The organism is Hyphomicrobium sp., from assembly GCF_035572195.1.
In the GTDB taxonomy this organism is placed as follows: domain Bacteria; phylum Pseudomonadota; class Alphaproteobacteria; order Rhizobiales; family Hyphomicrobiaceae; genus Hyphomicrobium_B.
This window is the reverse complement of the sequence record NZ_DATNBA010000024.1, coordinates 1-22,638: the sequence shown is the minus strand read 5'-3', so window position 1 is coordinate 22,638 and position 22,638 is coordinate 1. Positions and strand designations below refer to the sequence as shown.

22 protein-coding genes are annotated in these 22,638 nt (G+C 59.0%); 13 read left to right on the top strand and 9 right to left on the bottom strand.

The window, feature by feature from the left end; all coding sequences use genetic code 11:
* Positions 1 to 351: lytic murein transglycosylase (locus tag VN623_RS02490; RefSeq protein WP_325567775.1), on the top strand; the 351-nt coding region annotated here is incomplete at its 5' end.
* A gap of 10 nt (positions 352 to 361) precedes the next feature.
* On the opposite strand, the gene VN623_RS02485 is transcribed toward VN623_RS02490, so the two are convergent.
* From VN623_RS02485 to VN623_RS02475, 3 genes are all read right to left on the bottom strand, one after another.
* Entirely contained in the window at positions 362 to 3,517 is a 3,156-nt protein-coding gene (locus VN623_RS02485) for a multidrug efflux RND transporter permease subunit (RefSeq protein ID WP_325567773.1), read from the bottom strand.
* Positions 3,514 to 4,743, bottom strand: coding sequence for an efflux RND transporter periplasmic adaptor subunit (locus VN623_RS02480; RefSeq protein WP_325567770.1), 1,230 nt, complete (start codon positions 4,741 to 4,743; stop codon positions 3,514 to 3,516). Before VN623_RS02480 ends, VN623_RS02485 begins: the two co-directional genes overlap by 4 nt.
* Before the next feature lie 214 nt (positions 4,744 to 4,957).
* On the bottom strand, positions 4,958 to 5,179 hold the full coding sequence (locus tag VN623_RS02475) for a hypothetical protein (protein WP_325567768.1): 222 nt from the start codon (positions 5,177 to 5,179) through the stop codon (positions 4,958 to 4,960).
* A 62-nt stretch (positions 5,180 to 5,241) separates the two neighbouring features.
* On the opposite strand from VN623_RS02475, the gene cysC reads away from it, so the two are divergent.
* The 8 genes from cysC to VN623_RS02435 all read left to right on the top strand — a co-directional run bounded on the left by cysC (position 5,242) and on the right by VN623_RS02435 (position 13,419).
* On the top strand, positions 5,242 to 5,853 hold the full coding sequence (gene cysC / locus VN623_RS02470) for an adenylyl-sulfate kinase (protein ID WP_414653152.1): 612 nt from the start codon (positions 5,242 to 5,244) through the stop codon (positions 5,851 to 5,853).
* Between the two features lie 27 nt (positions 5,854 to 5,880).
* Positions 5,881 to 6,612 carry a class I SAM-dependent methyltransferase gene (locus tag VN623_RS02465; protein ID WP_325567766.1) on the top strand — a complete coding sequence of 244 codons (732 nt, stop codon included), beginning with the start codon at positions 5,881 to 5,883 and terminating at the stop codon, positions 6,610 to 6,612.
* Positions 6,613 to 6,917: 305 nt separating this feature from the next.
* Positions 6,918 to 7,736, top strand: a complete 819-nt coding sequence (locus VN623_RS02460; RefSeq protein WP_325567764.1) for a hypothetical protein — start codon at positions 6,918 to 6,920, stop codon at positions 7,734 to 7,736.
* Positions 7,737 to 7,764: 28 nt separating this feature from the next.
* Entirely contained in the window at positions 7,765 to 8,607 is an 843-nt protein-coding gene (cysQ, locus tag VN623_RS02455; RefSeq protein ID WP_325567762.1) for a 3'(2'),5'-bisphosphate nucleotidase CysQ, read from the top strand.
* A 253-nt stretch (positions 8,608 to 8,860) separates the two neighbouring features.
* A complete protein-coding gene (locus VN623_RS02450; protein ID WP_325567760.1) occupies positions 8,861 to 9,460 on the top strand; it encodes a hypothetical protein in 600 nt (199 codons plus the stop codon).
* A 158-nt stretch (positions 9,461 to 9,618) separates the two neighbouring features.
* Entirely contained in the window at positions 9,619 to 11,130 is a 1,512-nt protein-coding gene (locus VN623_RS02445; protein WP_325567758.1) for an undecaprenyl-phosphate glucose phosphotransferase, read from the top strand.
* Entirely contained in the window at positions 11,120 to 12,403 is a 1,284-nt protein-coding gene (locus VN623_RS02440) for an O-antigen ligase family protein (RefSeq protein ID WP_325567755.1), read from the top strand. The genes VN623_RS02445 and VN623_RS02440 overlap by 11 nt, the downstream gene beginning before the upstream one ends.
* Before the next feature lie 233 nt (positions 12,404 to 12,636).
* Positions 12,637 to 13,419, top strand: a complete 783-nt coding sequence (locus VN623_RS02435; RefSeq protein WP_325567753.1) for a DUF1194 domain-containing protein — start codon at positions 12,637 to 12,639, stop codon at positions 13,417 to 13,419.
* Between the two features lie 35 nt (positions 13,420 to 13,454).
* Here the strand turns inward: VN623_RS02435 and VN623_RS02430 are convergent, their stop codons facing one another.
* From VN623_RS02430 to VN623_RS02410, 5 genes are all read right to left on the bottom strand, one after another.
* Positions 13,455 to 13,655: a hypothetical protein gene (locus VN623_RS02430; protein WP_325567751.1), complete on the bottom strand. Its 201-nt coding sequence runs from the start codon at positions 13,653 to 13,655 to the stop codon at positions 13,455 to 13,457.
* A 178-nt stretch (positions 13,656 to 13,833) separates the two neighbouring features.
* The gene (locus VN623_RS02425) at positions 13,834 to 14,646 is read right to left on the bottom strand and encodes a formylmethanofuran dehydrogenase subunit C (RefSeq protein WP_325567749.1); all 813 of its coding nucleotides are present in this window, start codon (positions 14,644 to 14,646) and stop codon (positions 13,834 to 13,836) included.
* Entirely contained in the window at positions 14,646 to 15,548 is a 903-nt protein-coding gene (gene fhcD / locus VN623_RS02420; RefSeq protein WP_325567747.1) for a formylmethanofuran--tetrahydromethanopterin N-formyltransferase, read from the bottom strand. Before fhcD ends, VN623_RS02425 begins: the two co-directional genes overlap by 1 nt.
* The gene (locus VN623_RS02415; RefSeq protein ID WP_325567744.1) at positions 15,545 to 17,209 is read right to left on the bottom strand and encodes a formylmethanofuran dehydrogenase subunit A; all 1,665 of its coding nucleotides are present in this window, start codon (positions 17,207 to 17,209) and stop codon (positions 15,545 to 15,547) included. Before VN623_RS02415 ends, fhcD begins: the two co-directional genes overlap by 4 nt.
* 21 nt (positions 17,210 to 17,230) lie before the next feature.
* Complete coding sequence (locus VN623_RS02410; RefSeq protein ID WP_325567742.1) at positions 17,231 to 18,523, bottom strand: formylmethanofuran dehydrogenase; 1,293 nt, start codon at positions 18,521 to 18,523, stop codon at positions 17,231 to 17,233.
* 220 nt (positions 18,524 to 18,743) lie between these two features.
* Here VN623_RS02410 and VN623_RS02405 point away from each other — a divergent pair, with 220 nt between their 5' ends.
* The 4 genes from VN623_RS02405 (at position 18,744) to VN623_RS02390 (ending at position 21,473) form a co-directional block, all read left to right on the top strand.
* Positions 18,744 to 19,274 (top strand): SRPBCC family protein, encoded by a 531-nt coding sequence (locus tag VN623_RS02405; protein ID WP_325567740.1) that lies wholly within the window; start codon positions 18,744 to 18,746, stop codon positions 19,272 to 19,274.
* A complete protein-coding gene (locus tag VN623_RS02400) occupies positions 19,275 to 20,225 on the top strand; it encodes a YncE family protein (RefSeq protein WP_414653151.1) in 951 nt (316 codons plus the stop codon).
* Positions 20,226 to 20,409: 184 nt separating this feature from the next.
* Positions 20,410 to 21,099 carry a hypothetical protein gene (locus VN623_RS02395; RefSeq protein ID WP_325567738.1) on the top strand — a complete coding sequence of 230 codons (690 nt, stop codon included), beginning with the start codon at positions 20,410 to 20,412 and terminating at the stop codon, positions 21,097 to 21,099.
* 8 nt (positions 21,100 to 21,107) lie between these two features.
* A complete protein-coding gene (locus VN623_RS02390) occupies positions 21,108 to 21,473 on the top strand; it encodes a hypothetical protein (protein WP_325567777.1) in 366 nt (121 codons plus the stop codon).
* Between the two features lie 60 nt (positions 21,474 to 21,533).
* On the opposite strand, the gene VN623_RS02385 is transcribed toward VN623_RS02390, so the two are convergent.
* Positions 21,534 to 22,502, bottom strand: coding sequence for a quinoprotein relay system zinc metallohydrolase 2 (locus VN623_RS02385; RefSeq protein WP_325567736.1), 969 nt, complete (start codon positions 22,500 to 22,502; stop codon positions 21,534 to 21,536).
* Positions 22,503 to 22,638 lie beyond the last annotated feature (136 nt).

The following is a 22,638-nucleotide window of genomic DNA, read 5'->3' as shown; positions in this document are numbered from 1 at the left end:
GAGTTCTTTACCGGCCAATTGCTCGACGCCGTGCGGATCGTCGATCGGGGCGACTTGTCGGCTAAGCAGTTGCGCGGCGGCTGGGCCGGCGAGATCGGCCAGACGCAATTCCTGCCGACCCCTTATGTCCGGTACGCGGTCGATTTCGACGGCAATGGCCACAGGGATCTCGTGCGCAGTGTTCCCGATATTCTTGCCTCGACCGCCAATTTCCTCGCGAGCCACGGCTGGCAACGCGGACAGTCCTGGCAACCGGGATCAGCAAATTACGGCGTTATCGCCACATGGAACAAAGCGGCCGTCTATCAGCGCACAATCGCAGCCATGGCCACCAAATTGGCCGGCAACTGAACGCTAGCGGCTAGTGGCTCGCGCCGGCCACAGTGCTTGACTGCGCCGGTGCCTTTCGCGAGGCGCGCCATTCCTCGAACCGCTGAACGATCACGAACAGCGACGGCACGAACAGCACCGCAAGGCACGTCGAAGCAATCATGCCGCTGAAGACGGTGATGCCGATGGATTTGCGCGCCGAGGCACCGGCACCCGTCGCGAGAACCAGTGGGAGAACGCCCAGGATGAACGCGAATGACGTCATGAGGATCGGCCGGAATCGAGCACGCGCCGCTTCGAAGGCAGCCTCGGCGATCGCCTTGCCTTCGGCCCGCAACTCGCGCGCCACCTCGACGATCAGAATGGCGTTCTTGGCCGAAAGAGCGATGAGAAGCACCAAGCCGATCTGGACATAAAGGTTGTTGTCGATGCGGAGCGCCAGCATTACCAGAACCGGACCGATGAGCGACAGCGGCACCGCCAGCAGCACCGACATCGGCGCGTACCAGCTCTCATACTGACCGGCCAGGACGAGGTAGACCAAAAGAAGCGCGAGCCCGAACACGTAGTAAATTTGTCCGCCGACCAACTTCTCCTGGTACGACAGCGCCGTCCAGGACGAGCCGACGCCGGGCGGAAGGGTGCGCGCAGCGATCTCGTCCATCAGCTTGATAGCGTCGCCGGACGAGAAGCCTTTGGCCGGCACGCCGACGAGCGTGGCGGACGGATACAAATTGTAGAGACTGATGAGCGACGGGCCGACACTCGGTGTGATCGTCAGAACGGTTCCGAGCGGGATCATGTCACCGTTCTGGTTGCGAACCTTTAGATTGAGGATGTCGCCAGGGTTCATGCGAAAGCGCGACTCCGCCTGCACGTAGATTTGGAAGACGCGGCCGAACTTATTGAATTGGTCGACGTAGCTCGAGCCGAGATAACTCGCGAGCGTCGAGAACACCTGGTCGGTGGTCAGCAGCAGCGTCTGCACCTTCTCGCGGTCGATAGTGATCTTGTATTGAGGCGCGCTGGCACGGAACGACGTCGAGACACGTTGAATGCTCGATTGCGTGCTGGCGGCCCGCACCATGGCATTCGCCGAATTCCCCAACTTTACGAGATCGAAACTGCCGTCGCGCAGTTCGATCTGCATAGTGAAGCCGCCGGCATTGCCGATGCCCTGTATCGGTGGAGGCGGCAGCACGAGGACGCTGCCGTCCTCGATAACGGCAAGTTTTTCATTGAGAGTTTTGAAAAGCGAAGCAAGGTCCTGGCCTTTGCCGCGAAGGCTCCAATCCTTCAGCATGATATAGCCGACACCGGCATTGGCGAGTGAAGAGCTGTTATCGAGGGCGGATACGCCGGCGATGGTGATGACGCGCTCGACGCCCGGGACCGTATTGGCGATGCGCTCAACTTGCTCCAGAGACTTCTGCGTACGGCCGAGCGCGGCGCCGTCGGGAAGCTGTACGGCTGCGAGAAGGTAGCCCTGATCCTCGATCGGCAGGAAGCCGGTCGCGACGCGCGACATTCCGTAGACGGCGGCCCCGATGATCGCCAAGGCGATGAGAACCATCGCGCCACTATGGTGAACCATCTTCTCGATGAGGCCGGCGTATCGCTTCTCAAAACGGTCGTATAAGGAATTGAAGCCGCGATAGAAGAAATTGCGCTGCTCCGGCGGCACGGGCCGGCGCAGCCAAAGAGCGCATTGTGTCGGCTTCAAAGTCGCGGCGTTGATGGCGCTGATCAAAGCCGTCGCCGCGATCACAAGCGCGAACTGCGCGTACATCTGGCCCGTCAGGCCCGGTAGAAAGGACGCCGGCAGAAACACCGCCATCAGCACAAGTGTAATGCCGATGATCGGCCCCATCAGCGCGTTCATCGCGGCGATCGCCGCGTCGTGGCCGGACATACCCTTCTCGATGTTATGAGCGGCGCCCTCTACGACGACGATGGCGTCGTCGACGACGATGCCGATCGCGAGCACGATCGCGAACAAGGTCGAAAGATTGATCGAAAAGCCCATGGCCGCCATCGCGGCAAAGGCGCCGATGATCGTCACGGGTACCGTGGTGGCCGGGACCAGCATGGCGCGCCAATCCTGCAGGAATACCAGGATAACGATCAGCACCAGGAAAGCGGCTTCGATCAGAGTCTTGTAAACTTCCGATATGGCCTGCTGCACGAAGATCGTGGTGTCGAAGGGAATGGAGTAGACCATGCCTTGCGGAAATTCGCGCGCAAGCGCCTTCATCTTCGCAGAGACTTCGTGCGCGACGTTGAGAGCATTGGCGCCGGGTGTCAGGAAGATCGCAAGACCCGCCGCCTGCTTGCCGTCAAGGTTGAATACCTGTCCGTATGTCTGGGCGCCGAGCTCAACTCGGCCGACATCGCGCAACCGCGTCAGGTCGCCCGCGGTGCCGGTTTTGACGACGACGTTGGCGAACTGTTCGGGGTCGTTGAAACGGCTCGAAACGTCGATCGTGTACTGGAACGACTGATCGCCCTGCGCCGGCGGCATTCCGACCTGTCCGGCAGTCACCTGCTCGCTTTGCTGCTGAAGCGCCTGGATTACATCCTGAGCGTCGAGGCCGCGCGCCTGCATCTTTTCGGGATCAAGCCAGATGCGCATCGAATACTGCCCGGCTCCGAACACGTTGACGTTGCCGACGCCGGGCAGGCGCGCAATTTCATCCTTCAGGCGGATCGTTGCGTAATTGCTGAGATAGAGGCTGTCGTATCGGCCATCCGGCGATGTCAGGGTCACGATCTGCAGGATCGCGGTCGATTTCTTCTGAACAACGACGCCCTGCACCTGCACGGCTTGCGGCAGCGACGCCATGGCGGCGGAGACGCGGTTTTGCACCAGCACCTGCGCCGCGTTGAGGTCGGTGCCGATGTCGAAGGTGACGGTCAGCGAATAGCTGCCGTCAGCCGAAGAAAAGGACTGCATGTAGAGCATGTGCTCGACGCCGTTCACCTGCTGCTCGATCGGCAGCGCGACGGTATCGATGACGGTGCGGGCACTGGCGCCGGGATAACGCGTGGTTACCTGCACGGTCGGTGGCACCACGTCGGGGTACTGGGCGACGGGTAGTTTCAATACGGATACGGCGCCGATGACCACCATCAGAATGGCGATGACGTTCGCGAGAACCGGTCGCTCGATAAAGAACTTCGAGATCATGGCGTGGCTTCCGCTGCCGGCGAGGCAACCGTCTTCAGAACCGGATCGATCTTCTCACCCGGCACTACGGTCATCAGTCCGGAAATGACGACGCGGTCGTCGGCATTAATCCCCTTCTCGATGACGCGCAGCTCGCCGACTTGTTGGCCAAGTTCAACCTTGCGCTGTTCGAGTACGTCGTCCTTGTTGGCGACAAGCACATAACGGCCGCTCTGATCGCTGCCGACGACGCGGTCCGGCACGAGAAGCCTGTCGGGCTCCGGAGCACGCGGCACGCGGACGCGGACGAAATATCCGGGAAGCAACGCGCGATCGGCGTTGGGTAGAATTCCGCGCACCATCAGCGTGCCGGTGGCGGCGGTGAGGCTGGGCGCGGCGTAGTCGAGCGTTCCGCGGTGCGGATATCCCTTTTCGCTCTGAAGTCCGACCTCAATCGGAATCTTCTTCAGGTCTTCACTGGTAAGGCCTCGCTCTTTGATCCCTGCGCGGATGCTCTGAACGTCGGTCTCGCTGACTGCGAAGTTCACGTAGATAGGGTTGAGCTGAACGATGGTGGCGAGCGTAGTGGGGCTGCCGGCGCCGACAAGTTGACCCAACGAGACGTCGCGGGACGTCACAATGCCATCGAACGGCGCTTTCACCTCCGTATAGCCAAGGTTGAGCTGGGCCTGCTCGATATCGACTTGCGACTGCTTCTGCTTGGCGACCGCCGCGTCCTTCGCAGCCGTTGCCTGGTCGAGCGTCGATTGGCTCGAGATGTTTTTCGCCGCAAGATCGACCTGGCGTTTGTAGTCGGCCTCCGTCTTTTTAGTATCGGCTGCAGCGCTCGATTGCCCTGCCTCGGCCTGCTCGAGGGCGAGCTGATAAGGCTTTTGCTCGATGACGAACAGTACTGTCCCAGCTTTAACGGCGTCACCGTCTTTGTACTTTATGTCTTGGATGAAACCTTGTACGCGCGCTACCAGTGTCGTGGAGTTCACGGCCGCAGTGTTACCCGTCGCTTCCAGGTAGCGCGTGACCGTCTGCTTCAAGGGCAGGGCAACCTCGATCTTTGGCGGTGGCGGTGGGACGAACGCGTTTTTCTCGCCGCAGCCCGAAACGATCAGGGTTGACGCGAGGACAGATCCGGCGATTAGAGCAAGGGTGCGGAGGCGGATGAGGCGCGACCTGTCTGCTTGCGCCTGTCGTTCGCGTGCCGATGATCGCCAATCAGAATCGCCGCCCATAGCTTCCCTTCACCGATTATCCGTGAGATTGCAGCCTGACTTGACGTGAGGTTAGCTCCGCGATGACCTATAAGTGCTCAAAGCTATGCTATCGCTGGGCTTGCCGGAATGTCTTCGCAGAAAAAAATAAACCGGCCGGTTATCGCGCTTGACTTTCCTGTGTATCGGACCATTGCGCGGAGATCCGTTTTCGGCAATTTCCGAGGCATATGGTTCAAGGACGTGACGGGGCTAGGCGTGGGTTGGTTGCTTTCATCTCGTTGCGAAACTGCAACGCGTTGGGGACATCCATCTTTGGCACAAAGCCGAGATAATGAAAGAAGAGGGCCCATTTCGGCAAGCGAATCCAAAGCAGATCCGCAGCTTGTACCGATTTCAACACCCAGTGGGCCATAGCAAGCGGCGCGACCTTGACGATGTGCAGCGGCGCCCACATTGTGCGTACTCAATCTTGTTCGACGAGGGCAGTCTTCAACGATTTTTTGGAACTCGCCGCGAATGTCCAAGCCGCTATCTGAGCAGATTTTCGCGCCGGCTCCGATCATCGGCAAGGACGCCCGTGCGTTTCTCAAATCCCAGCGGCCAGCTTGCCTGTGGATGACGGGACTTTCAGGTGCGGGCAAGTCGACCGTTGCAGGGTTGCTGGAAAAGCGGCTGCACGGTCTCGGCCACCACACGTATGTGCTCGACGGCGATACGATACGCGGCGGTTTGTGTGCCGACCTAGGCTTCAGTGATGCCGACAGGGTTGAGCAAATCCGCCGGGTCAGCGAAACGGCGCGCATGATGGTCGATGCCGGCCTGATCGTAATCGTCGCCGTGATTTCTCCATTCCAGAAAGAGCGCGACAAGGCTCGCAGCAGTTTCGAAGTGGGTGAGTTTCTTGAAATTTTTGTCGATACGCCGCTTGCCATCTGCGAAAAGCGTGACACCAAGGGCCTTTATCTCAAGGCGCGGCAAAATAAGGTTTTGAACTTCACCGGCATCAGCTCACCGTATGAACCTCCGGCCGCGCCAGAAATTACGCTTCATTGCGGCGCTGAATCCGCTCGAGATTCCGTCGAGCATGTGATGGCCGCTATGCGGCAACGTAAAATCATCGCAAGTTGAACGATCAAGTTGCCGGAGGAGATGGTTGTGCTGTCGACAAAATCCGGCGCCCTCAATCGCGCGTTAAACCGCGTCAGACATCACGTCGGAGTTGATTTTCGCCGCTGGATACTGCCCCGCAATGCGCGGAAGATTAGCGGCGGGAAATACAGCAAAATAGAACTCGATGAGGAAGCGATAGAGCGCGGCGTCTACAAAAATTATCTCGGGGGCGGCGCCGAAAAGTGGGAATCGCGAGGCCTCTTTCAGCTTTCCCTGCTGCGCGCCGCAGGGATGCTTCCATCCTCACGATTACTTGACGTTGGCTGCGGGCCAATCCGCGCCGGTGTGCATTTTATCTCCTTTCTAAATGAGGGAAATTATTACGGAGTCGACTACAACAACTCTTTCATCAAGACGGCATCCCTGCTCGTTACAGAGAAGGGGCTTTCCGGTAAACACCCGACATTGAAAGTTATTTCCGACTTCGATCTTTCAGCCCTCAATCAAAAGTTCGATTTCGTGAATGTGTTCTCCGTGTTGAATCACTGTGACGATCAACAACGAAGGCTTTTCTTCGAGAACGTTTGCAAGTGTCTCGCGCCTGACGCCAAGATTTATCTGACCCACGCAGGTTGGCTGAAGAAATCTTACCTTCGGCTTGGCGGGTTACGCATCATAAAGCGGTTCGATGCCACCGAGCTGGAACTCGAGAAGCATGGGTGGTCGGAAACCGACCAGAGGGCTGTCTGTCCGATCTACGAACTTGGCAGACTTTGAAATTTGTCCCGGTCGGCTTAGCTAGGGCTTCGCGGCCGCTGTCGAGCACACGAAGTTTGCGCACTTGTTTCATGGGAAGACGCAGCATTATCAACATCTGCTACGCCGAGCCGAATGCCGTTCATCGGTAATTTCGACCGCGTTTCTGCAGCGTGGCTTATGGGCCACCGGGATGGACTAAAGCCACCTCCAAACCTTTCTGCGGCGCGGCTCGGCTGCTAGGAGTCAACTCGTCCAATTGGTGTAGTTGATTTTCATGATGTGCACTTCGCTTGGCGGGTGCATCCATATTGTTTGGATTTATCATGATGGATACGCTCCTCATTCATGTTCACGTGCCGAAGTGCGCGGGCATAACGGTTGAGAAGCATTTCGAGTACGAGCTCGGCAGCACGGGATTTTGGAAACCGCGAAGGCGCACGCGAAAACTGCCGCTGGGGTTGCTCGGTTATAAGTACAATCCTAGGCTCCCGGGACCGGCTGATCAGATCCGCGCGATCTCAGGTCATTTCGCCGGAAGCTCTCTTGCAAAGCTTTTCGCGAATAGGCGCATCGTTCGGTCGATAATTCTTCGCGAACCGCAGAGCCTGATGCTCTCATGGTATAATTTTCGCGTCATGCGCTACATGCTGAAGGGGCAAAAGCCCCACTCGTTTTCGTTGTTCATGCGCTCGATGCGAATGAATCCCGTGTCGCACTTTCTGCTCGAACGCTGGGTTGAGTTGCCGTGGGTTCGAATGTCTCGGATGACCGACGATATGAAAGCGGCGGCTCTCGACAAGACGTTGAAGACTTTCGACTATGTTGTCGACATCTCCGAGACGGATATCCTCATTGCATCGCTGTCGGCGCAGATCGGCATCGCGGACTGCGCGCCTCGACGTAACACAGCGGAACAGATTCAACAGAAGACCGGATGGGAGCTTATCGGCCTTGACGATCTGAGCGAGCAGGATCGGTTTCTGCTAAGGTCCCGGACTTCGCTTGATCGTTATCTGTGGCGCCGATGGGTGCTGAAGGAAAATGTCGTGTTTGATCACTCGAATGCAACGGGCTTCCTATTCAGCGAACTCGTTCGCCCGAGTTATCAGCTTCAACGCCGCGCGGTTGGGCGGTTCGGATAGTCGTCCTCGCCGGGCTCTTGGGGGAGCAATGATTCAAGTAGATGAGACACTGGCGATGCTCGAAACTCTGGCAATCGAGGCCGGCCAGATCATCCTCGGCATCCGCGCGAATGGCGCCGGTGCACGCCTGAAGTGCGATGGCAGTCCCGTCACTGACGCCGACCAGGCGGCGGAGGAGCACATTGCCGCCGGACTTCGGCGAATTGAGCGCGGCACGCCAATCATTGCGGAAGAATGTGCTTGCGACGGGGGTGTCCCAATTATTTCGACCGACCGTTTCTTTCTTGTCGATCCCCTCGACGGCACGAAGGAGTTCATCAAGGGCCGGTCTGACTTCACGGTGAACATTTCTCTTATCGAGAGTGGTGTGCCGCGTCTGGGCGTTGTAGTTGCGCCAGCCCGGAACGAACTTTTCAGCGGCGGTTACGGCATCGCCTATCGCTGTCGAATCTCGGCCGACGGTTCCGTCGACGAGCGCGAAAAAATCACGACGCGCAACGTGCCGATTGCCGGATTAACGGCCGTTGTCAGCGCTTCGCATACGAACGCTGAAACAAGCGCGCTGCTCGAAGGGATGGCCGTCCATCAAAGACTTTCCATCGGCTCATCGCTGAAGTTCTGTCTCGTGGCGGCTGGTATGGCGGACGTCTATCCGCGTCTCGGCCGGACGATGCAATGGGACACCGCCGCGGGCGACGCCGTCTTGCGGAACGCCGGAGGCTGCACGTTCCGCCTTAACGGTTCTCCGTTGAGTTATGGAGCAAGGGGCGAGGGTGTCGATGGTTTCGAAAATCCGCACTTTGTTGCATGTGGCGACGATGTGGACGCTTTGGGGATGATGTTCGACTTATCCGATACGTACTCGAGCTAGGGGCGGGATGATAAAAGTTCAACTGCATCGGATGACCGGTCCCATCGTATCGTGGGCTTTGCAGAAATATGGAGCAGCCAGATATGAGACATCGGGCGACGCCCATTTATGGCCGCTCGCGATTGGGCTGAAAAAAAAGAAGTTTAAGAAATTTTACAAGAAAGGTGCTTTGGACGCCCGGCTAACGCAGATCGACGCCGATCGGCCGATCAAAAGACTTTACATCATGGGATGTGGGCGTTCCGGGACATGGTTGCTGACGGCGGTGATGTCCACCTTCAAGGGTGTCTGCGTGGTATCGAAGGAAGTGCCGATCGATTTCTTTGGTCAATTGAGTACCACCGGCGACGCACTGATTTTGAAGAGAAACAGTGACGCCTATCAATACGTCGAGGAGATTTCCGAACGAATAGGGCTCGTCTACATCGTCAGACATCCGTTTGACGTGCTCACCAGCAATAATCCACAAACCAAGCGGGAATACCACATCGAGCCGCATCGTTGGCTCGGGGAGATGCTGGCTCTTAAGTTCTTGATCGAAGCACAACGCAAGAATGTGCAAATCGTTCGCTACGAAGATTTGGTAACGGACGGATCGAAGGTGCAGCAACAGCTTGCGGCATATTTCGGTTTTGAAATCGCTTCTCACGTCGACGACTTGCCGGCCGTATTCAAGGCGTCGTCGGCCGCCGAGGCAGCGATGCACGGCGTGAGAAAGATCGACACGAGATCGATCGGGAAATACAAGCATAACCCGAAGAAGATCGACTACCTGCGGAGTATCAGACCGAGGTTGGGCAGCATGCTCGATTGGGTCGGGTCCGAGTTTTCATACGATATCAGTTTGAAATAGCTGGTTCAGCCGCAGTCGCTGAGTAACCCCTCCTTAACCGTAATCGACAGGCCAACGCCGTTGCGGCCGTTTGTTCGGCTCCAGCTTCGGTGTCGTTTACCAACGGCTCACAGGGTATGGCGTAATCAATTGGACGTTCCGCATGCAAGGTGAACGTGATGGGTCCGCAGTCGAGTCCCGCTTATGCGTCCGTCAATAGTCCCGCGTCAGCACATCTGGCCGCGAAGCAGATATCTGTCTGGTTGAGTTCGCTGGTATTCGACAGACTTGGAAATGCGTCGCGGCCGAAGCTGCTCTTTGCCGTCGCGTTCGCCGACGCTCTATTGGTTGCCGGGGCATGGCCTCTGGCCAATTTCTTCATTGGTTCGCCCTCAGCGCCGTCATGGCCAGGCGCGGCTGGGGCGGCCTTTCTCGCGGCCCTGACGACCGTACTGCTACATGGACAATGGTCTTACTCGATCCCTTCGTTGCGCCGACTGGCGCCGCAATTTCTCAAAGTCCTGACGACCGTCGCAGCCGTCTCATTGGCCGTGGCGGGCCTCGCCTACATGTTCGATCAGCGCATTGTGTCGCCGGCTCAAATCTCGGCATGGATGGCATTCAGCGCCACTCTGCTGTGTAGCGTCCGCTATATTGCGATGCGCGTCATCGACCGGCTGACACTGGCCGGTCGGCTTGTGCGGCGGACCGTCATTGTCGGCGGCGGTAAGGATGCCAACGACTTGATACGCGAGCTAAACGCCGACCCCGCGAACCACATGAAGATACTCGGTGTGTTCGATGATCGGCAGGAGGAGCGGGTCGCGACGAGCAAAAGTGGCATTGCGCAGCTCGGTACGTTTGAAAAACTTTCCGGTTTTTGCAGCGACATGGGCGTCGATCTTTTGATCGTCACCGTGCCGGTGCGCGCCGAAGAGCGGCTGATGCAAATCCTGCAGAAGCTCTTCACGCTGCAGGCAGATATCCGCGTCTCGGCGTTGAATTCGAAGCTACGGCTGAATTCACGGGCTTACAGTTATATCGGCCGCGTCCCGATGCTTGCCGTGATGGACAAGCCGCTGAGCGATTGGGATCGCGTCCTTAAGAACATGGAAGACCGGATTATCGGGGCGCTTCTCCTGGTCCTTCTCTCTCCCGTCATGGCGCTAACCGCCATTGCGATACGCCTCAACAGCAAAGGCCCGGTGTTCTTTCGCCAGAAGCGGTACGGGTTCAACAACGAGCTGATCGAAGTCTACAAGTTTCGATCGATGTACGTTGATCGGCAAGACACGACCGCAAGCAAGCTCGTCACGCGCGATGATCCACGCGTCACGCGTGTCGGACGGTTCATCCGCCGCACCAGTCTGGATGAACTACCGCAGCTCATCAATGTTGTTCGGGGGCAGATGTCGCTCGTCGGGCCGCGGCCGCACGCGACCGGAGCCAAGGCCGATCGCGATCTGTACGAGAATGTCGCGCAGGGTTATTTCGCTCGTCACCGTGTGAAGCCGGGCGTTACCGGCTGGGCCCAGATCAACGGCTGGCGCGGCGAAACCGACACCCACGAGAAACTTCTGCGCCGCGTCGAACACGACCTCTACTACATCGATAACTGGTCGATGCTGTTCGATCTCTACATCATCGCGATGACGCCGTTCTCACTGGTGACGGGCAAAAATGCGTACTAGCGCCGAACACGCCCCGATCCCGTTCGCGTTCTCGTTTCGGGCGAGTTCGCTCGCATGCCTGATCGTTGCGGTCGCGATGCTGTTGAGCTCGATCGTGTTTTCAGAGCCCGCGGTCGCCGATGGTCTGATGCTTATTGCAATCGTGGCGCTTCCGGTGTTGGGCGCGGTGCGGTTCGGTAATGCGGCACTTCTGAACTACGCCATGTGGCTCGCACTCGTGGCGCTCGGTGTTGCCGGCACGATGCTGTCGACGACGTTCGATACGGCCATCGTGGATCAGCTCGTCACGCTATTCCTGGCGTCTTGCGCATTCATTATTGCGGGATTTGTTGCGGCCGATCCTGAGCCACGTCTGAAGCTCATTCTCTACTGTTACGTCATCGCGTGTCTTGTCGCGACGGCGGCAGCGTTCGTCGGGTACTTCCACATCATTCCGTCGACGTACGACCTGTTCACCAACTATGACCGCGCGCGCGGGACCTTCAAAGACCCGAACGTCTATAGCGCCGCGCTGGCTCCGGCCATCGTAACGCTGGTTTGGATCATGTTGCGCGACAATACCAAACGGGCGTTGATCGCCGCCGCCGTCGCACTGCCGCTTTTGGTCGGGCTCCTGATCAGCTTTTCGCGAGGTGCCTGGCTGTCGACGGCGCTTTCGATCGCGATCGTCATCGCCATCGTCCTCATAGGGTCGCGGCGGCGCACGGACTATTTGCGTTTTGCGACGTTCGGCGTGGTTGGAATCGTGGCTCTGATCACAGCGGTCGGCGTCGCTACGCAGCTTGACGGCCAGATACAGGATCTATTGGAGCAGCGGGCCAATCTCGATCAGAGCTACGACGAGGGCCCCGAGGGACGGTTCGGCGGCCAGCAGAAGGCGCGGGCGCTGATTGTCGAGCATCCTTTCGGCATCGGCACATATACGTTTCGCGACACCTATCACCATGAAGAGGCGCACAACGTCTATCTGACGATCTTCCTGGATGCCGGCTGGCTGGGCGGATTGCTCTATATTATTTCGGTTGTGACGACGCTGTTCCTTGGCTTTCGCATGGCCATGCAGCCCGGCAGGTTGCAAGGCCCGGCCGTCATCGCCGTTGCTTCGTTCGCAGGGCTCGCGTTCGAAGGCTTGGTGATCGACACCGATCATTGGCGGCACTTTTTCATCATAGCTGGCATCATCTGGGGTATTGCCGACGCGCTGCCCGTGCCGATCGACCAGACCCGCCGCCGCGATGATCCGGTCCCCGAAAGTGCCGGCGGCCTGGCTTGAGGGGCCCGGCGGCCACCGTCTTCAATCACGCGCCCGCAAATCCGCCTCCATCTGTAGCTCGTATAGCCCAGAAGCAGACCACAGCTCGAGCTCGCGCTAAAGCTGGTTGAATCGATTTTGCCTATGTGATTGAGCTACGCTAGGCGGCAAAAATTGTCTTTGCTAGGTTGCCGTCTTGGTTCCGCTCGCTGCCGTGCGTTGTATCTCGAGAGAAAGCATCCATTCCAGGCGTCATGAAAAATTTGCGTGCGGCGCTTGGAGCGCTTTTGGTAATCGGCTCGGCCGTGCTTTCGGCGACGCCGCTCGTTGCCCAGGATGCGCAGCCGGTCGACACCGCGCTCATCGTCTCCGTCGATGTTTCGAATTCGGTCGATGAGGCGCGCTACAAGCTGCAAATGGAAGGCATCGCGAAGGCTCTCGAAGATCCAGGCGTCATCGATGCCATTACCGGAGGTTCGAGCGGCGGCATCCTGTTCTCGATGGTCACGTGGGCCGACAAACCGGCCGTCGTGGTGCCTTGGATGCGGATTGCAAATAAAGCCGATGCGATTGCTGTGGCCCAACGCGTGCGCACGTTGCCTCATCAAGGTGGTGAGTTCACGTGCATGACGCGCATGCTGAGATCCATGAACGACAAGGTCGTTCCGCAAATTCCGGCGAAGGCGGCGCGCATCGTGATCGACGTTTCCGGCGACGGGCCGGACAATTGCAACGCCGACGAGCCAATCGAGAAGGTGCGCGACGAGCTTGTGAGCAACGGCGTGACGATCAACGGCCTTCCGATTTTGCTCGATACGCCGGAATCCGGGGTGTTGCTGCCGAAGGCCGTTCCCGGCGGTCCGCCGCCTCTCGAACAATGGTATCGCGACCACGTAAGGGGAGGTCCTGGAGGCTTCGTCCTGCCGGCGATGGGCTATTCGGATTTCGAGCGGGCCATCCGACAGAAATTCGTAATCGAGGTCAGCGGGATTGCGCCGCCGGTCATTCCCGGCGTTGAACTCAGTTCGGTACGCTAATTCGCCGCGCCAGTCGCGCACGCGCCGTCCGTCCGTCAGATGCTCTCTTCGCTCGCCGAAGTACAGCGCCAGCGCTTGATCCGCCATGCGGGATGCTCCTCCGTCCATTTGGCGAAGTAGGGCGGAGCGTCCATAACGCACGTCGTCGGGTCGGTATTGGCGTCCAGGGAGATCTTGTAATCCTTGCAAACGTTAGGGTCCGTTGCCAGGCATGCCGAAAGAATGATTGCGAGCATTGCGACGGCTTTCCCTCATTAAATTGCCGGACGATTACCAAAGTTTCCATGATGGCGCCGGGCGCGAGGCAACACCTCGCTGAACTGCGGTCACGTCGGCCTCAGCACGATAACTCGAGGGAGATTACGGGGATTAGTTCGGGATGGATTTTTTCCCGGCAGACGCGTTTGGTCGCGGTCAACTCGCCGGTAACAGGATTTCGCCGCGTCCGATCGTGGCCATATCGCCGGCAATTTTTTGGATAAACAACGGCATAGGCTTTGGCGCGAGGTCGCCCAGGACGTTTTTCAGGTAGCGCGATAGGACCCGTACGATCACGAGATCGTGTTTACCGCAATCGACGAAGGTCGGCAGCAGGCGATCGACGCTTGGACCGATCAGGGTGCCGCGGCGCATCATCAGTCCGGGAAGCGGTCCGATGCCGCCTTCGGCCCAGATCGTGCCGCCGATCATACGGGTACCGGCACCTTCACCGGTCTTGCCGCGCACGATGACGGTGCCGCGGCGCATCTTTTCGCCGGCGCGATCTCCGACGTTGCCGTCAATGACGGCGATGCCGCCCTGCATGCCGAAGCGGTCGCCGGCGATGACGCCGCCCAAGTTGTCGCCGGCGTTACCGGAAACATGGATCATGCCGCCCGTCGCGCGTGAGGCGAGGAAGTTTCCGGCGTTGCCTCGAATCTCGAGCTTGCCGCCGGACATCTTGCGGCCTGCATAAGCGCCGGCATTGCCGACGATGCGGATCGTGCCGCTGTCGAGGCCGGAGCCCGCGAAATCAAGTGATGCTCCCGAACCTTCGATCGTCAGCGTGTCGCCGGCATTGCCGCTGATATCGAAGGCATCGCCAAGCGCCAGCCCACCTTTGTCGAAGCCGACGTTCAGGCGTGCCATGGCGTGCGAGGAAAGGGCCGCGAGCTTTGCCGGTGTGATTTCGCTGAGATTGATCCGCTCCGTCGCGGGCGCCTTGAGGCGCAGCGTGAGGCCGCTCATCAGATCAGATCCTTCAGATGATAATGGTGCTGTCCGAGCTTGCCGCCGTAATTGCCCGCCGTGATGCGCGTGACACCACGCTTGGCGCCAATATCGGTGACGGTCTTGAGGCCGGCGCGCATGGCGTCCGCGACTGCTTTCGACGTCAGGCCGTCGATGACGATTTCGAGTACCGCGAGGCTATCGGGCCCAAGCTCGCTTTTGACGGTGCCGCGTAGCGTCGGGCAGAAGGCGTCGTTGGTCGAGGCGAACATGCCGGCATACTTGGCGCCAACCTTCGAGCCCGAGCGCACGATGCCGCCGGGAAACGGTGTGATGACATCATCGACTTTTGCAATGGCGTCGACGGCGGCCTCGGCCGTTTCGAGAAGGCCAGTGCGATCCTTGCCGACGATCAGCATGTTGCCGCCGCCTACGGCATCCGTCGTAACGCCGGTCTCTTCTTCGACGACGAACTCGCCGTCCATGACGGGGACGCGCCAGTAGCGGCTGTCACCCAATTTCTTCGCGGTCTGGAAGCCGTCACCGAAAAAGCGCGGGGCTTTGCCGAGACCGATCGACAACGGTGCTTTGAGGCCGGAATAGCAAGCCGAACCCGGGCTCGTCAGCACGCACTGTCCGATGCGGTTCTTGACTTGCGGGACGAGCGCATCCGGCGAGAAGCCGAACATCAGGATGCGCACGCCGGGGCGGCCATCCGGCGTTTCATCGGGCGTCAGATCACGGTCGATGCCGCACTCCGCTCCGCAGCCGATGACGGAGGTGCCAAAGCCGGTGGCGACGGTTGCGGCAATGCGTGCCCATTTAAGCGTGTCGGCCGTAATGATGATGCCGGTGCCGCTCATGCCGAAGGCTTCGGCAAAGGTATCGTCGACGGAGACGCCGTTGATCGTCATGCTCATGACGCCCGCGCTCCCGTCGGCTGGATAACGATGGAGCCACGGCCGCGATCGATGATCTCGTCATCGGGCAAGCGGAAGTTTTCCATCCGCATCGTCAGATAATCGTCAAAGTAGGCCTTTAGCGGCTTTTCGATCGATGCATCGTAGGCCGGCCGCGCGACGTGCGTCGCCCCGTTGACGACCTTCACGATCTTGCCATTGCGGACAATGAGCTCGCCGTTCTTGAACAGCAGTTCGGGCGTCGCGAACATGGCTTCGCGGTCCGGATTGTCATCATAAACGGTGATATCGGCTGACGCGCCGACGCCGAGGTGGCCGCGATCCTTGAGGCCGAGGCTTCGCGCAGGGCCGGCGCGCGTCATGATCGCGATTTCGTAAAGCGTGTATTCGCGATCGAGCGATGCAAGTGTCGACCATTTCAGTGCGTCCTGATTGATGGTCCGCATCATTTCCTGGCGGAACGTCTTGTCCATCAGCAGCCGGATCAGATGCGGATAGCAAGTGAACGGCCCGCCATTCGGGTGGTCGGTTGTCAGGAAAAGACGCCAGGGGTCGTTGACGAGTAGAAACAACTCGAGGCCGATCGCCCACTGCAGCGCGTTGACGTAGCTCTTGTCGCGATATTTGAACGGCAGGACTCCGCAACCGGCGTCACACTCGATATCCATCACGACCCACTTTTTCGGATCGGCCGAGCGCGTGTTGACGAACTGGCGCATCGTGTCGCCGGATGCCGTGCACGTTTGCCCGAACATCACCTGGCCGACGTCGATCGACACATTTTTATTGGCGTTGACGGCTTCCGCGACGCGCGTGGCGCCCGAAGAAAATTTCATGTCGCCTTCAGTGCCGTAACTGTGGAACTGGATGTGCGTCAGGTGGATCGGCAAACCTTCCGAGCCTTTGATCGTCGCGAGCGTTGTTTCGACGCCGCCTGGAACGCCGAGGTTGCAGCCGTGAATGTGGATCGGGTGAACGACGCCGAGTTCCTGGACCCCGCGCGCCAGAGTGAGGATGATGTCGCGCGGCGTGACGCCGTAATAGGCGTGCTTCTCGTCGAGATCGAGCTTGCGCTGATTGAACTTGAAGGCACTGATGCCGCCCGGATTGACGACCTTGACGGCGATCGCCTGGGCCGCATGCATCGTCCAGGCGATGTAATCCTTGATCGCCGAGAAGTCGGATTTTCCCGCAAGCTGGCGCAGAAAATAATCGTCGGAGCCGAGCATGACGAAGGCGCCCTTGTCGACAATCGGCGTGTCGCCTAACTCCATGTGCGCCTGCCGCGCATTGGACGGTAGCATCGCCGGCTCGAATGCCGCCGTATAACCCATCTCGGCGTAGCGGTATCCGGCGGTCAGCGTCGAGGGGATCGCGTGCCCGACGCCGGGTCGCGTCAGCTCGGTGCCCGCCACTTCGTGGCCGATATGATCCTCCGGCATCAGCATGCGCGCGATCGTAACCTTGCCGCCGCCGATGTGCGTGTGCGGGTCGATGCCGCCCGCCATCACGACGCGGCCGTGCAGCGGGTACTCGTGATCGACTCTGGCATTGGGCGAGGGCGAAACGATGCGGCCGTTTTCAATGAAGATATCGCGAACCTCGCCGTCGATCCCGTTCTCGGGATCGTAGACTTTGCCGCCGGTGAGCTTGGTGAGCATTCTTGATCTCGGAGAGTTGGCCTAGAGGGCGGCTTCAATGGAGGCGATTACGTCGGCGGCGCGCGGCAGTTTCGATTTCCTGAGCTTGCGGAGCGGCAGCGATACGACGGTGTCGACACGGATGATGATGCCGGCGTGGTCGATTCCGGGCGTGCCGACGGGAATGTAGATCTTCGGCGTACGGCTCAGTTTAATTCCGGGGGTGCCGAGCACGATCATCGGCACATCGGTATCGGGCGGCGACAGGTCGGGCGTGAAGGAGGCGAGCCATAAGAGGAGATCGCTCTCCTTCGCGGCAAGCATTCGCATCATGTCGTAGCGCTCGGAATCGTATTCGGGCTTGCCGTTCGCGAACGACACCCTGAGTGGGAAGCCCGATTGCCAGGCGCAAACTGAGCCGGCGGTTGGTGAACCTTCATCGCCGCCAAGTGTAAGTCCGGCGAAACGCGATGTCGTGTTGATCTCTTTCAGGAATTCCGACATCGCCTGAACGGTGAGGTCGGCGTTCGGGAATGCGAGGCTTGCCGCCGCCCAAGCGATGACGCCGTAGGTTGCAGCGTTGCAGCGTGCCAGCAGATCCTCGACGGCAGCTCGTGGCAGGCCGCCGATGGTATCGCCCGTGATGGTGGCGCCTTTGCGCATGGCGCGCATCGCGTCGAGGATTTCGCCGATGCGGTCGGCCTTGCAGGGAAGGTTGACGATTTCGCCGATACGCTTTCCCGTGACCGCCGATTGATCGAGACCTTCGCCGAGAAACACCACCGTCCGTTTCGGGGGCGCGTCGGAGAACATCGACGCCTCGTTGCAAACGACGCGTTCGAAGAATCGCGGGTGAATTTCATGGATGTCGCTGCCGGCGATGATGAAGAGGTCGGCGCGATTGCGCGCTTCCGTCAGTGTCGTCAACACCCAGCCGCTCGATTGGAGCACGCGAAAATTGCGGTATTGCGCTTCGCTGAGCGCATGGTCGACAACGCCGCCGCCGCGCTCGGCGATTTTCATGATGGCGCGCATGCCGTCGACGTCGGTGCCGAGACCGCCGAAGATCGGCAGACGGCTTTCCCTAATAAGTTTGGCTGCGAGGGCGACCGCCTCGTCGAGTGGAACGTCTTTCCCGTCGATCTGAGGATTTGCCTCGACGAGCGGGCGCTCGAAGCCGGCGACCGACTTGGGGCAACCGTTCTTAAGAACCTTCAGTCCAGTTGCCGAAGGGCCGATTTCAAGGTCGTCGCATAGGATGCCGCAAAACGGACAAGCGACGTTCTCAAAGTGATTTGCGCCGTTTCTCGACTGTTCGGATTTCAAATCCTGCACCACTTCACCTTGCGTATGCCATCAGGCGAGATTCGACCAAAGGTGGCGCGAGGTAAAACAATTCTGACGCGGGCGGTCAAGCGTGGCTAGGGCCGCACGTTCAATGCGACACAATTTGCCGTCTTTTACGAAAGTGGTGAACGAGCCTAATGTCCGCCCGCTCGGCCAGACCGGCCCAGGACTTCATACCAGTCTGATGTGAAAACTCCGGAGGAATTGCATGCTGAAACGCTTGGCGATCGCTGTTGCGATCTTGGGCTCACTGCCGGCGCTGGCCTTGGCTCACGGTCCGTCGCGCCAGAAAGTCACCGAAAGCATCGAAATCAATGCGCCGGTCGACAAGGTCTGGGCCGTTGTCGGCAATTTCCAGGACATCAACTGGCTGCCGATCGTCGCCAAGACGGAAGGGACAGGCGGCAATGACGTCAATGCGACGCGCAAACTGACCCTCAAGAATGGCGGTATCGTCGAGGAACAGCTCGATAAGTACGATGCCGAAGAGCACACCTACGCCTACGAAATCACGAAGGTCGACGTAAAGGTGCTGCCGGTTAACGACTATTCCGCGCACATCACCGTGACCGCCAATGGCGACAAGTCAACGGTCGAATGGAAAGGCGCGTTCTACCGCGGCTACATGCTGAATGATCCGCCGCCGGAACTCAGCGACGAGGTGGCGCTGAAGGCCGTGACGGGCCTCTATAAGGATGGTCTTGCCGCGCTGAAAAAGAAAATCGAAGGCGGGAGCTGAGTGCGCAACTTCGCGCGTTGCTGCGCCGCGTTTTGTGTTCTGGCGCTATCGGGCGCCGGGTCCGCAGCGCGCTGTAGCGAGGCTTTTACCACCAACCAGCCGGCCGACAGTCTTTCGTTCGTCGATCTTGCGACGATGAAGGCCGTCGCCGAAATAAAAATCGGCGGCAAGCCGGCCGGCATTGCTCTCTCTCCCGATGGAGCCAAGGCCTACGTTACCGCGCCTGACAGCAAGGAACTTGTTGAGGTCGACGCGGTATCGCGGACGGTGACGAGGCGTCTGACTTTGGGTGGCGGGCCACTTGGAATTGCGGCGCATCCCACACGTCCGGAAGTCTACGTTGCCGACTGGTACGCCCATAAGATCTTCGTCGTCGATACGAAGACGTTCGCGGTGATTGCCGATATTCCGGTCGGCCAGTCGCCTTCGGGCCTTGCCGTGACGCCAGACGGCCGGCTGCTGCTTTCGGCGGATCGCGACAGCGATGCAGTTTCGATCATCGACATCGCATCGAGAGCGAGGCTTGCATCGGTCGCAGTCGGCAAACGCCCGTTCGGCATCACGATCGATTCTGATGGGCTACGGGCCTATACCGCCAACGTCAAAAGCGATGACGTGACTGTGATCGACATCGCCGCAAGAAAAGCAGTCGGTAAAGTTGCGACGGGCCGCCGGCCATATGCCGTCGCTTTGGCGCGGGGACGCGGCTTCGTGACGGATCAATATGGCGGCACCGTTACCGTGTTTGATCTCGCCACGCTGCGGCCGCTCAAGGCTATAGATGCGTGTGATCATCCCGAAGGTATTCAAGCCGATGGCGCGGAGGGGAACGTTTACGTCGCCTGCTGGGGCGACGATTTCCTGCTCCGCGTTAACCCCGATACACTGACAGTTACGGGCAAGGCCGTTGTTGGAGACGGGCCGCGCGCCTTCGGCAAATTTCTGCGCTAGCCTCTTCAGGTTACCGGCTTTTAAGTTCCGCCGCGGCCAATCTTTCGGCATTGTTGGACGAAATCCGAGCAACCGGCAGCAGCCGCGTTCAGAGCCGATCACCATAACATCTGGTCAAGGTGCTTTGGTCTCGCTAAAGAGCCGGGAAAAGTAGTCACTTCAATGATCTGGAGGATCTCGCCTGATGTCCAAATTTTCCTTTCGGATGGCGGGCCTTCTAGCCCTGGCCACGACCTGCGCAAGCATTAGCGGCGTGGCTGCAGAAACTCCCAAGCCTGCAGATATTCTCTTTGAACGGCCGCATATAGCCTCGGTCGCTCCGGGCACGGAACTCGTCTACAAGTTTGTGCGTAAGCCGTCCGATGAAAGGGCACTCGGTCTTGGCTTTACCGACAACGTCACCGTGAAAGTCGAGAGCGACGGGAAGCCCGGCAAAAAGAATGTGCTGGTGCAAATTTATTCGGGCGATCGCGCTCGCGACCCGGAGCGGATCACCGACATGGACGGCAATCCCATGCTCGTCGTCTATCTTGATGGCGCGGTTGCGCATTTCAAACAACTCGCAGGTGGCGATGCCGCATACCTCAAAGGCAGGTTCAAAAAGTTTCTTGATAACGGCGCAACGATCGAACCGGTTAAAATTGCCTACAAGGGTCAGGACGTCGACGGTTTTCGCGTGACGGCGACGCCCTTTGCAAGTGATCCGTCGCGCGCGAAAATGAATGGCTTCGAAGGAGCCACCTTCACGATTTCGCTTTCCGACAAAATACCGGGCTACTTCGCGCAAATGGTCTCCGAATATACGAATAGCGACAAGAAAAGCCCGACACTTGAAGAAACAACGACGCTTGAAGGCGTGGGAGGTGTGAAATGAAGTTTGCTATGACGCGCCGAGCCATTTGGGCGCTGTCGGCGGTTTTCGCCCTTAGCCTGTCGGTTGCTTCGACAGCGCGCGTTCTTGCAGAGGAATTGCCGGCAAACGACTATCCGACTGAGGCGCGTGCCGACTACGTTTTCGCCTGTATGGAAGTCAACGGCCGATCGCGCGAAATTCTCGGAAAGTGCTCGTGCTCGATCGATCAGATCGCGGCGATCCTGCCGTGGGACGAATACGAACAGGCCGAGACGCTCATGTCTGTCGGGCTGCGTGGCGGCGAGAACGTTGCTTGGACGAAGTCGCCGAAGATGCAGGAGAAGATCAACAATTTGAAGCGGGCGCAGGTCGAAGGCGAGTTGCGTTGCTTCTGACGTCTGGTTTGCTGCAGACAATCGGCTGAATTTGAATGAGGGCGCGGTGTGCGCCCTTTTTCATTCCCATTCGAGTTCGGTGAACGCGGCAGTAACGTTCATCGCATGATGTTCTTCGAAGAGCTGCCACTTTCCCTTCTCCGATTGGCCGGCCGTCGCAACGGCCAGCTCGATCGTTTTACCGTCCTTGATCATGGCCCGAACATCGCGCGCAATCGTTTCGAGATAGCGCTGTTCCGCGTCGATCGCATCCGGCCAATTCATAGTTTTGGGGCCGTGCCCGGGGACTACACGGGCGGCGGCTTCCTGCTTCAAAACGGGTATGAGTTTGAGCCAGCCGACGATCGATCCGTCCAGCGTCGGGATGTGATCTGAAAACAAAAGATCACCGAGGAGCAGCGTTCCTGTCGCGCTATCGGAAATCGTCAAATCGTTGTCGGTATGGGCCGTTGGCCGTGCGCGGAGTGTTAGTACCCGCCCGCCAAGATCGAGATCGAGTGCGTCCGTGACGGTTCGTGTCGGCAGAACGATCTTCGTGCCGGCAAAGGCCTTGTCTCCCACACGATCGCGGGTGTTTCTCAGGTAGCTTTCGGCGCGGGCGGAGAGGGCGGCAGGGAGTTTATGATGGCCGACAAACTCTGTTCCCTCGGCCTCGAAAGCTGCGTTACCGAGCACGTGATCAGGGTGCATGTGGGTGTTTATGACATAGCGGATCGGCTTGTCGGTAATCTGGGCGATCGCGGCGTGCAGGGCCTTGCCGAGCCCATAGGAGCCGCTGGTATCGACGACGGCGACCGCCGAACTGCCGATAATGCAGCAAGCATTTGAAATATCACCGACATTTTCCGAGTTAACCAAAGCATATTGGCCCGTATGAACAAAAATGCCGGGCGCAATTTCGGCAACTCCGATGCGGTCTGCCTCTGCGTGTGAGATTCGCGGAAGAAGCGGCAAAAGTGCCGCAATGGCCGCGCCACGCAGGAAATCTTTGCGGGAGAGGTTATCGGTGCTCTGGGGGTTTTTTGTCATGGGTGATGGGTACTTGCTGAACGTGAGCCAAAGCTTACGCCGAGATGGATTTTTCCTTCGAGCCATCACGAACTCGCGATAATTCGTGATCGCAAACGCTGTTTTCCATTCCTCCCTTCGAACTATACGTGCGCTG

What these genes read in the sequence shown, in the direction of transcription:
- VN623_RS02485 (WP_325567773.1), bottom strand. Translation starts at nt 3,517, where the DNA reads ATGATCTCGAAGTTCTTTATCGAGCGACCGGTTCTCGCGAACGTCATC.
- VN623_RS02480 (WP_325567770.1), bottom strand. Translation starts at nt 4,743, where the DNA reads ATGGGCGGCGATTCTGATTGGCGATCATCGGCACGCGAACGACAGGCG.
- VN623_RS02475 (WP_325567768.1), bottom strand. Translation starts at nt 5,179, where the DNA reads ATGTGGGCGCCGCTGCACATCGTCAAGGTCGCGCCGCTTGCTATGGCC.
- cysC (WP_414653152.1), top strand. Translation starts at nt 5,242, where the DNA reads ATGTCCAAGCCGCTATCTGAGCAGATTTTCGCGCCGGCTCCGATCATC.
- VN623_RS02460 (WP_325567764.1), top strand. Translation starts at nt 6,918, where the DNA reads ATGATGGATACGCTCCTCATTCATGTTCACGTGCCGAAGTGCGCGGGC.
- cysQ (WP_325567762.1), top strand. Translation starts at nt 7,765, where the DNA reads ATGATTCAAGTAGATGAGACACTGGCGATGCTCGAAACTCTGGCAATC.
- VN623_RS02445 (WP_325567758.1), top strand. Translation starts at nt 9,619, where the DNA reads ATGGGTCCGCAGTCGAGTCCCGCTTATGCGTCCGTCAATAGTCCCGCG.
- VN623_RS02440 (WP_325567755.1), top strand. Translation starts at nt 11,120, where the DNA reads ATGCGTACTAGCGCCGAACACGCCCCGATCCCGTTCGCGTTCTCGTTT.
- VN623_RS02435 (WP_325567753.1), top strand. Translation starts at nt 12,637, where the DNA reads ATGAAAAATTTGCGTGCGGCGCTTGGAGCGCTTTTGGTAATCGGCTCG.
- VN623_RS02430 (WP_325567751.1), bottom strand. Translation starts at nt 13,655, where the DNA reads ATGCTCGCAATCATTCTTTCGGCATGCCTGGCAACGGACCCTAACGTT.
- VN623_RS02425 (WP_325567749.1), bottom strand. Translation starts at nt 14,646, where the DNA reads ATGAGCGGCCTCACGCTGCGCCTCAAGGCGCCCGCGACGGAGCGGATC.
- fhcD (WP_325567747.1), bottom strand. Translation starts at nt 15,548, where the DNA reads ATGAGCATGACGATCAACGGCGTCTCCGTCGACGATACCTTTGCCGAA.
- VN623_RS02415 (WP_325567744.1), bottom strand. Translation starts at nt 17,209, where the DNA reads ATGCTCACCAAGCTCACCGGCGGCAAAGTCTACGATCCCGAGAACGGG.
- VN623_RS02405 (WP_325567740.1), top strand. Translation starts at nt 18,744, where the DNA reads ATGCTGAAACGCTTGGCGATCGCTGTTGCGATCTTGGGCTCACTGCCG.
- VN623_RS02395 (WP_325567738.1), top strand. Translation starts at nt 20,410, where the DNA reads ATGTCCAAATTTTCCTTTCGGATGGCGGGCCTTCTAGCCCTGGCCACG.
- VN623_RS02390 (WP_325567777.1), top strand. Translation starts at nt 21,108, where the DNA reads ATGACGCGCCGAGCCATTTGGGCGCTGTCGGCGGTTTTCGCCCTTAGC.
- VN623_RS02385 (WP_325567736.1), bottom strand. Translation starts at nt 22,502, where the DNA reads ATGACAAAAAACCCCCAGAGCACCGATAACCTCTCCCGCAAAGATTTC.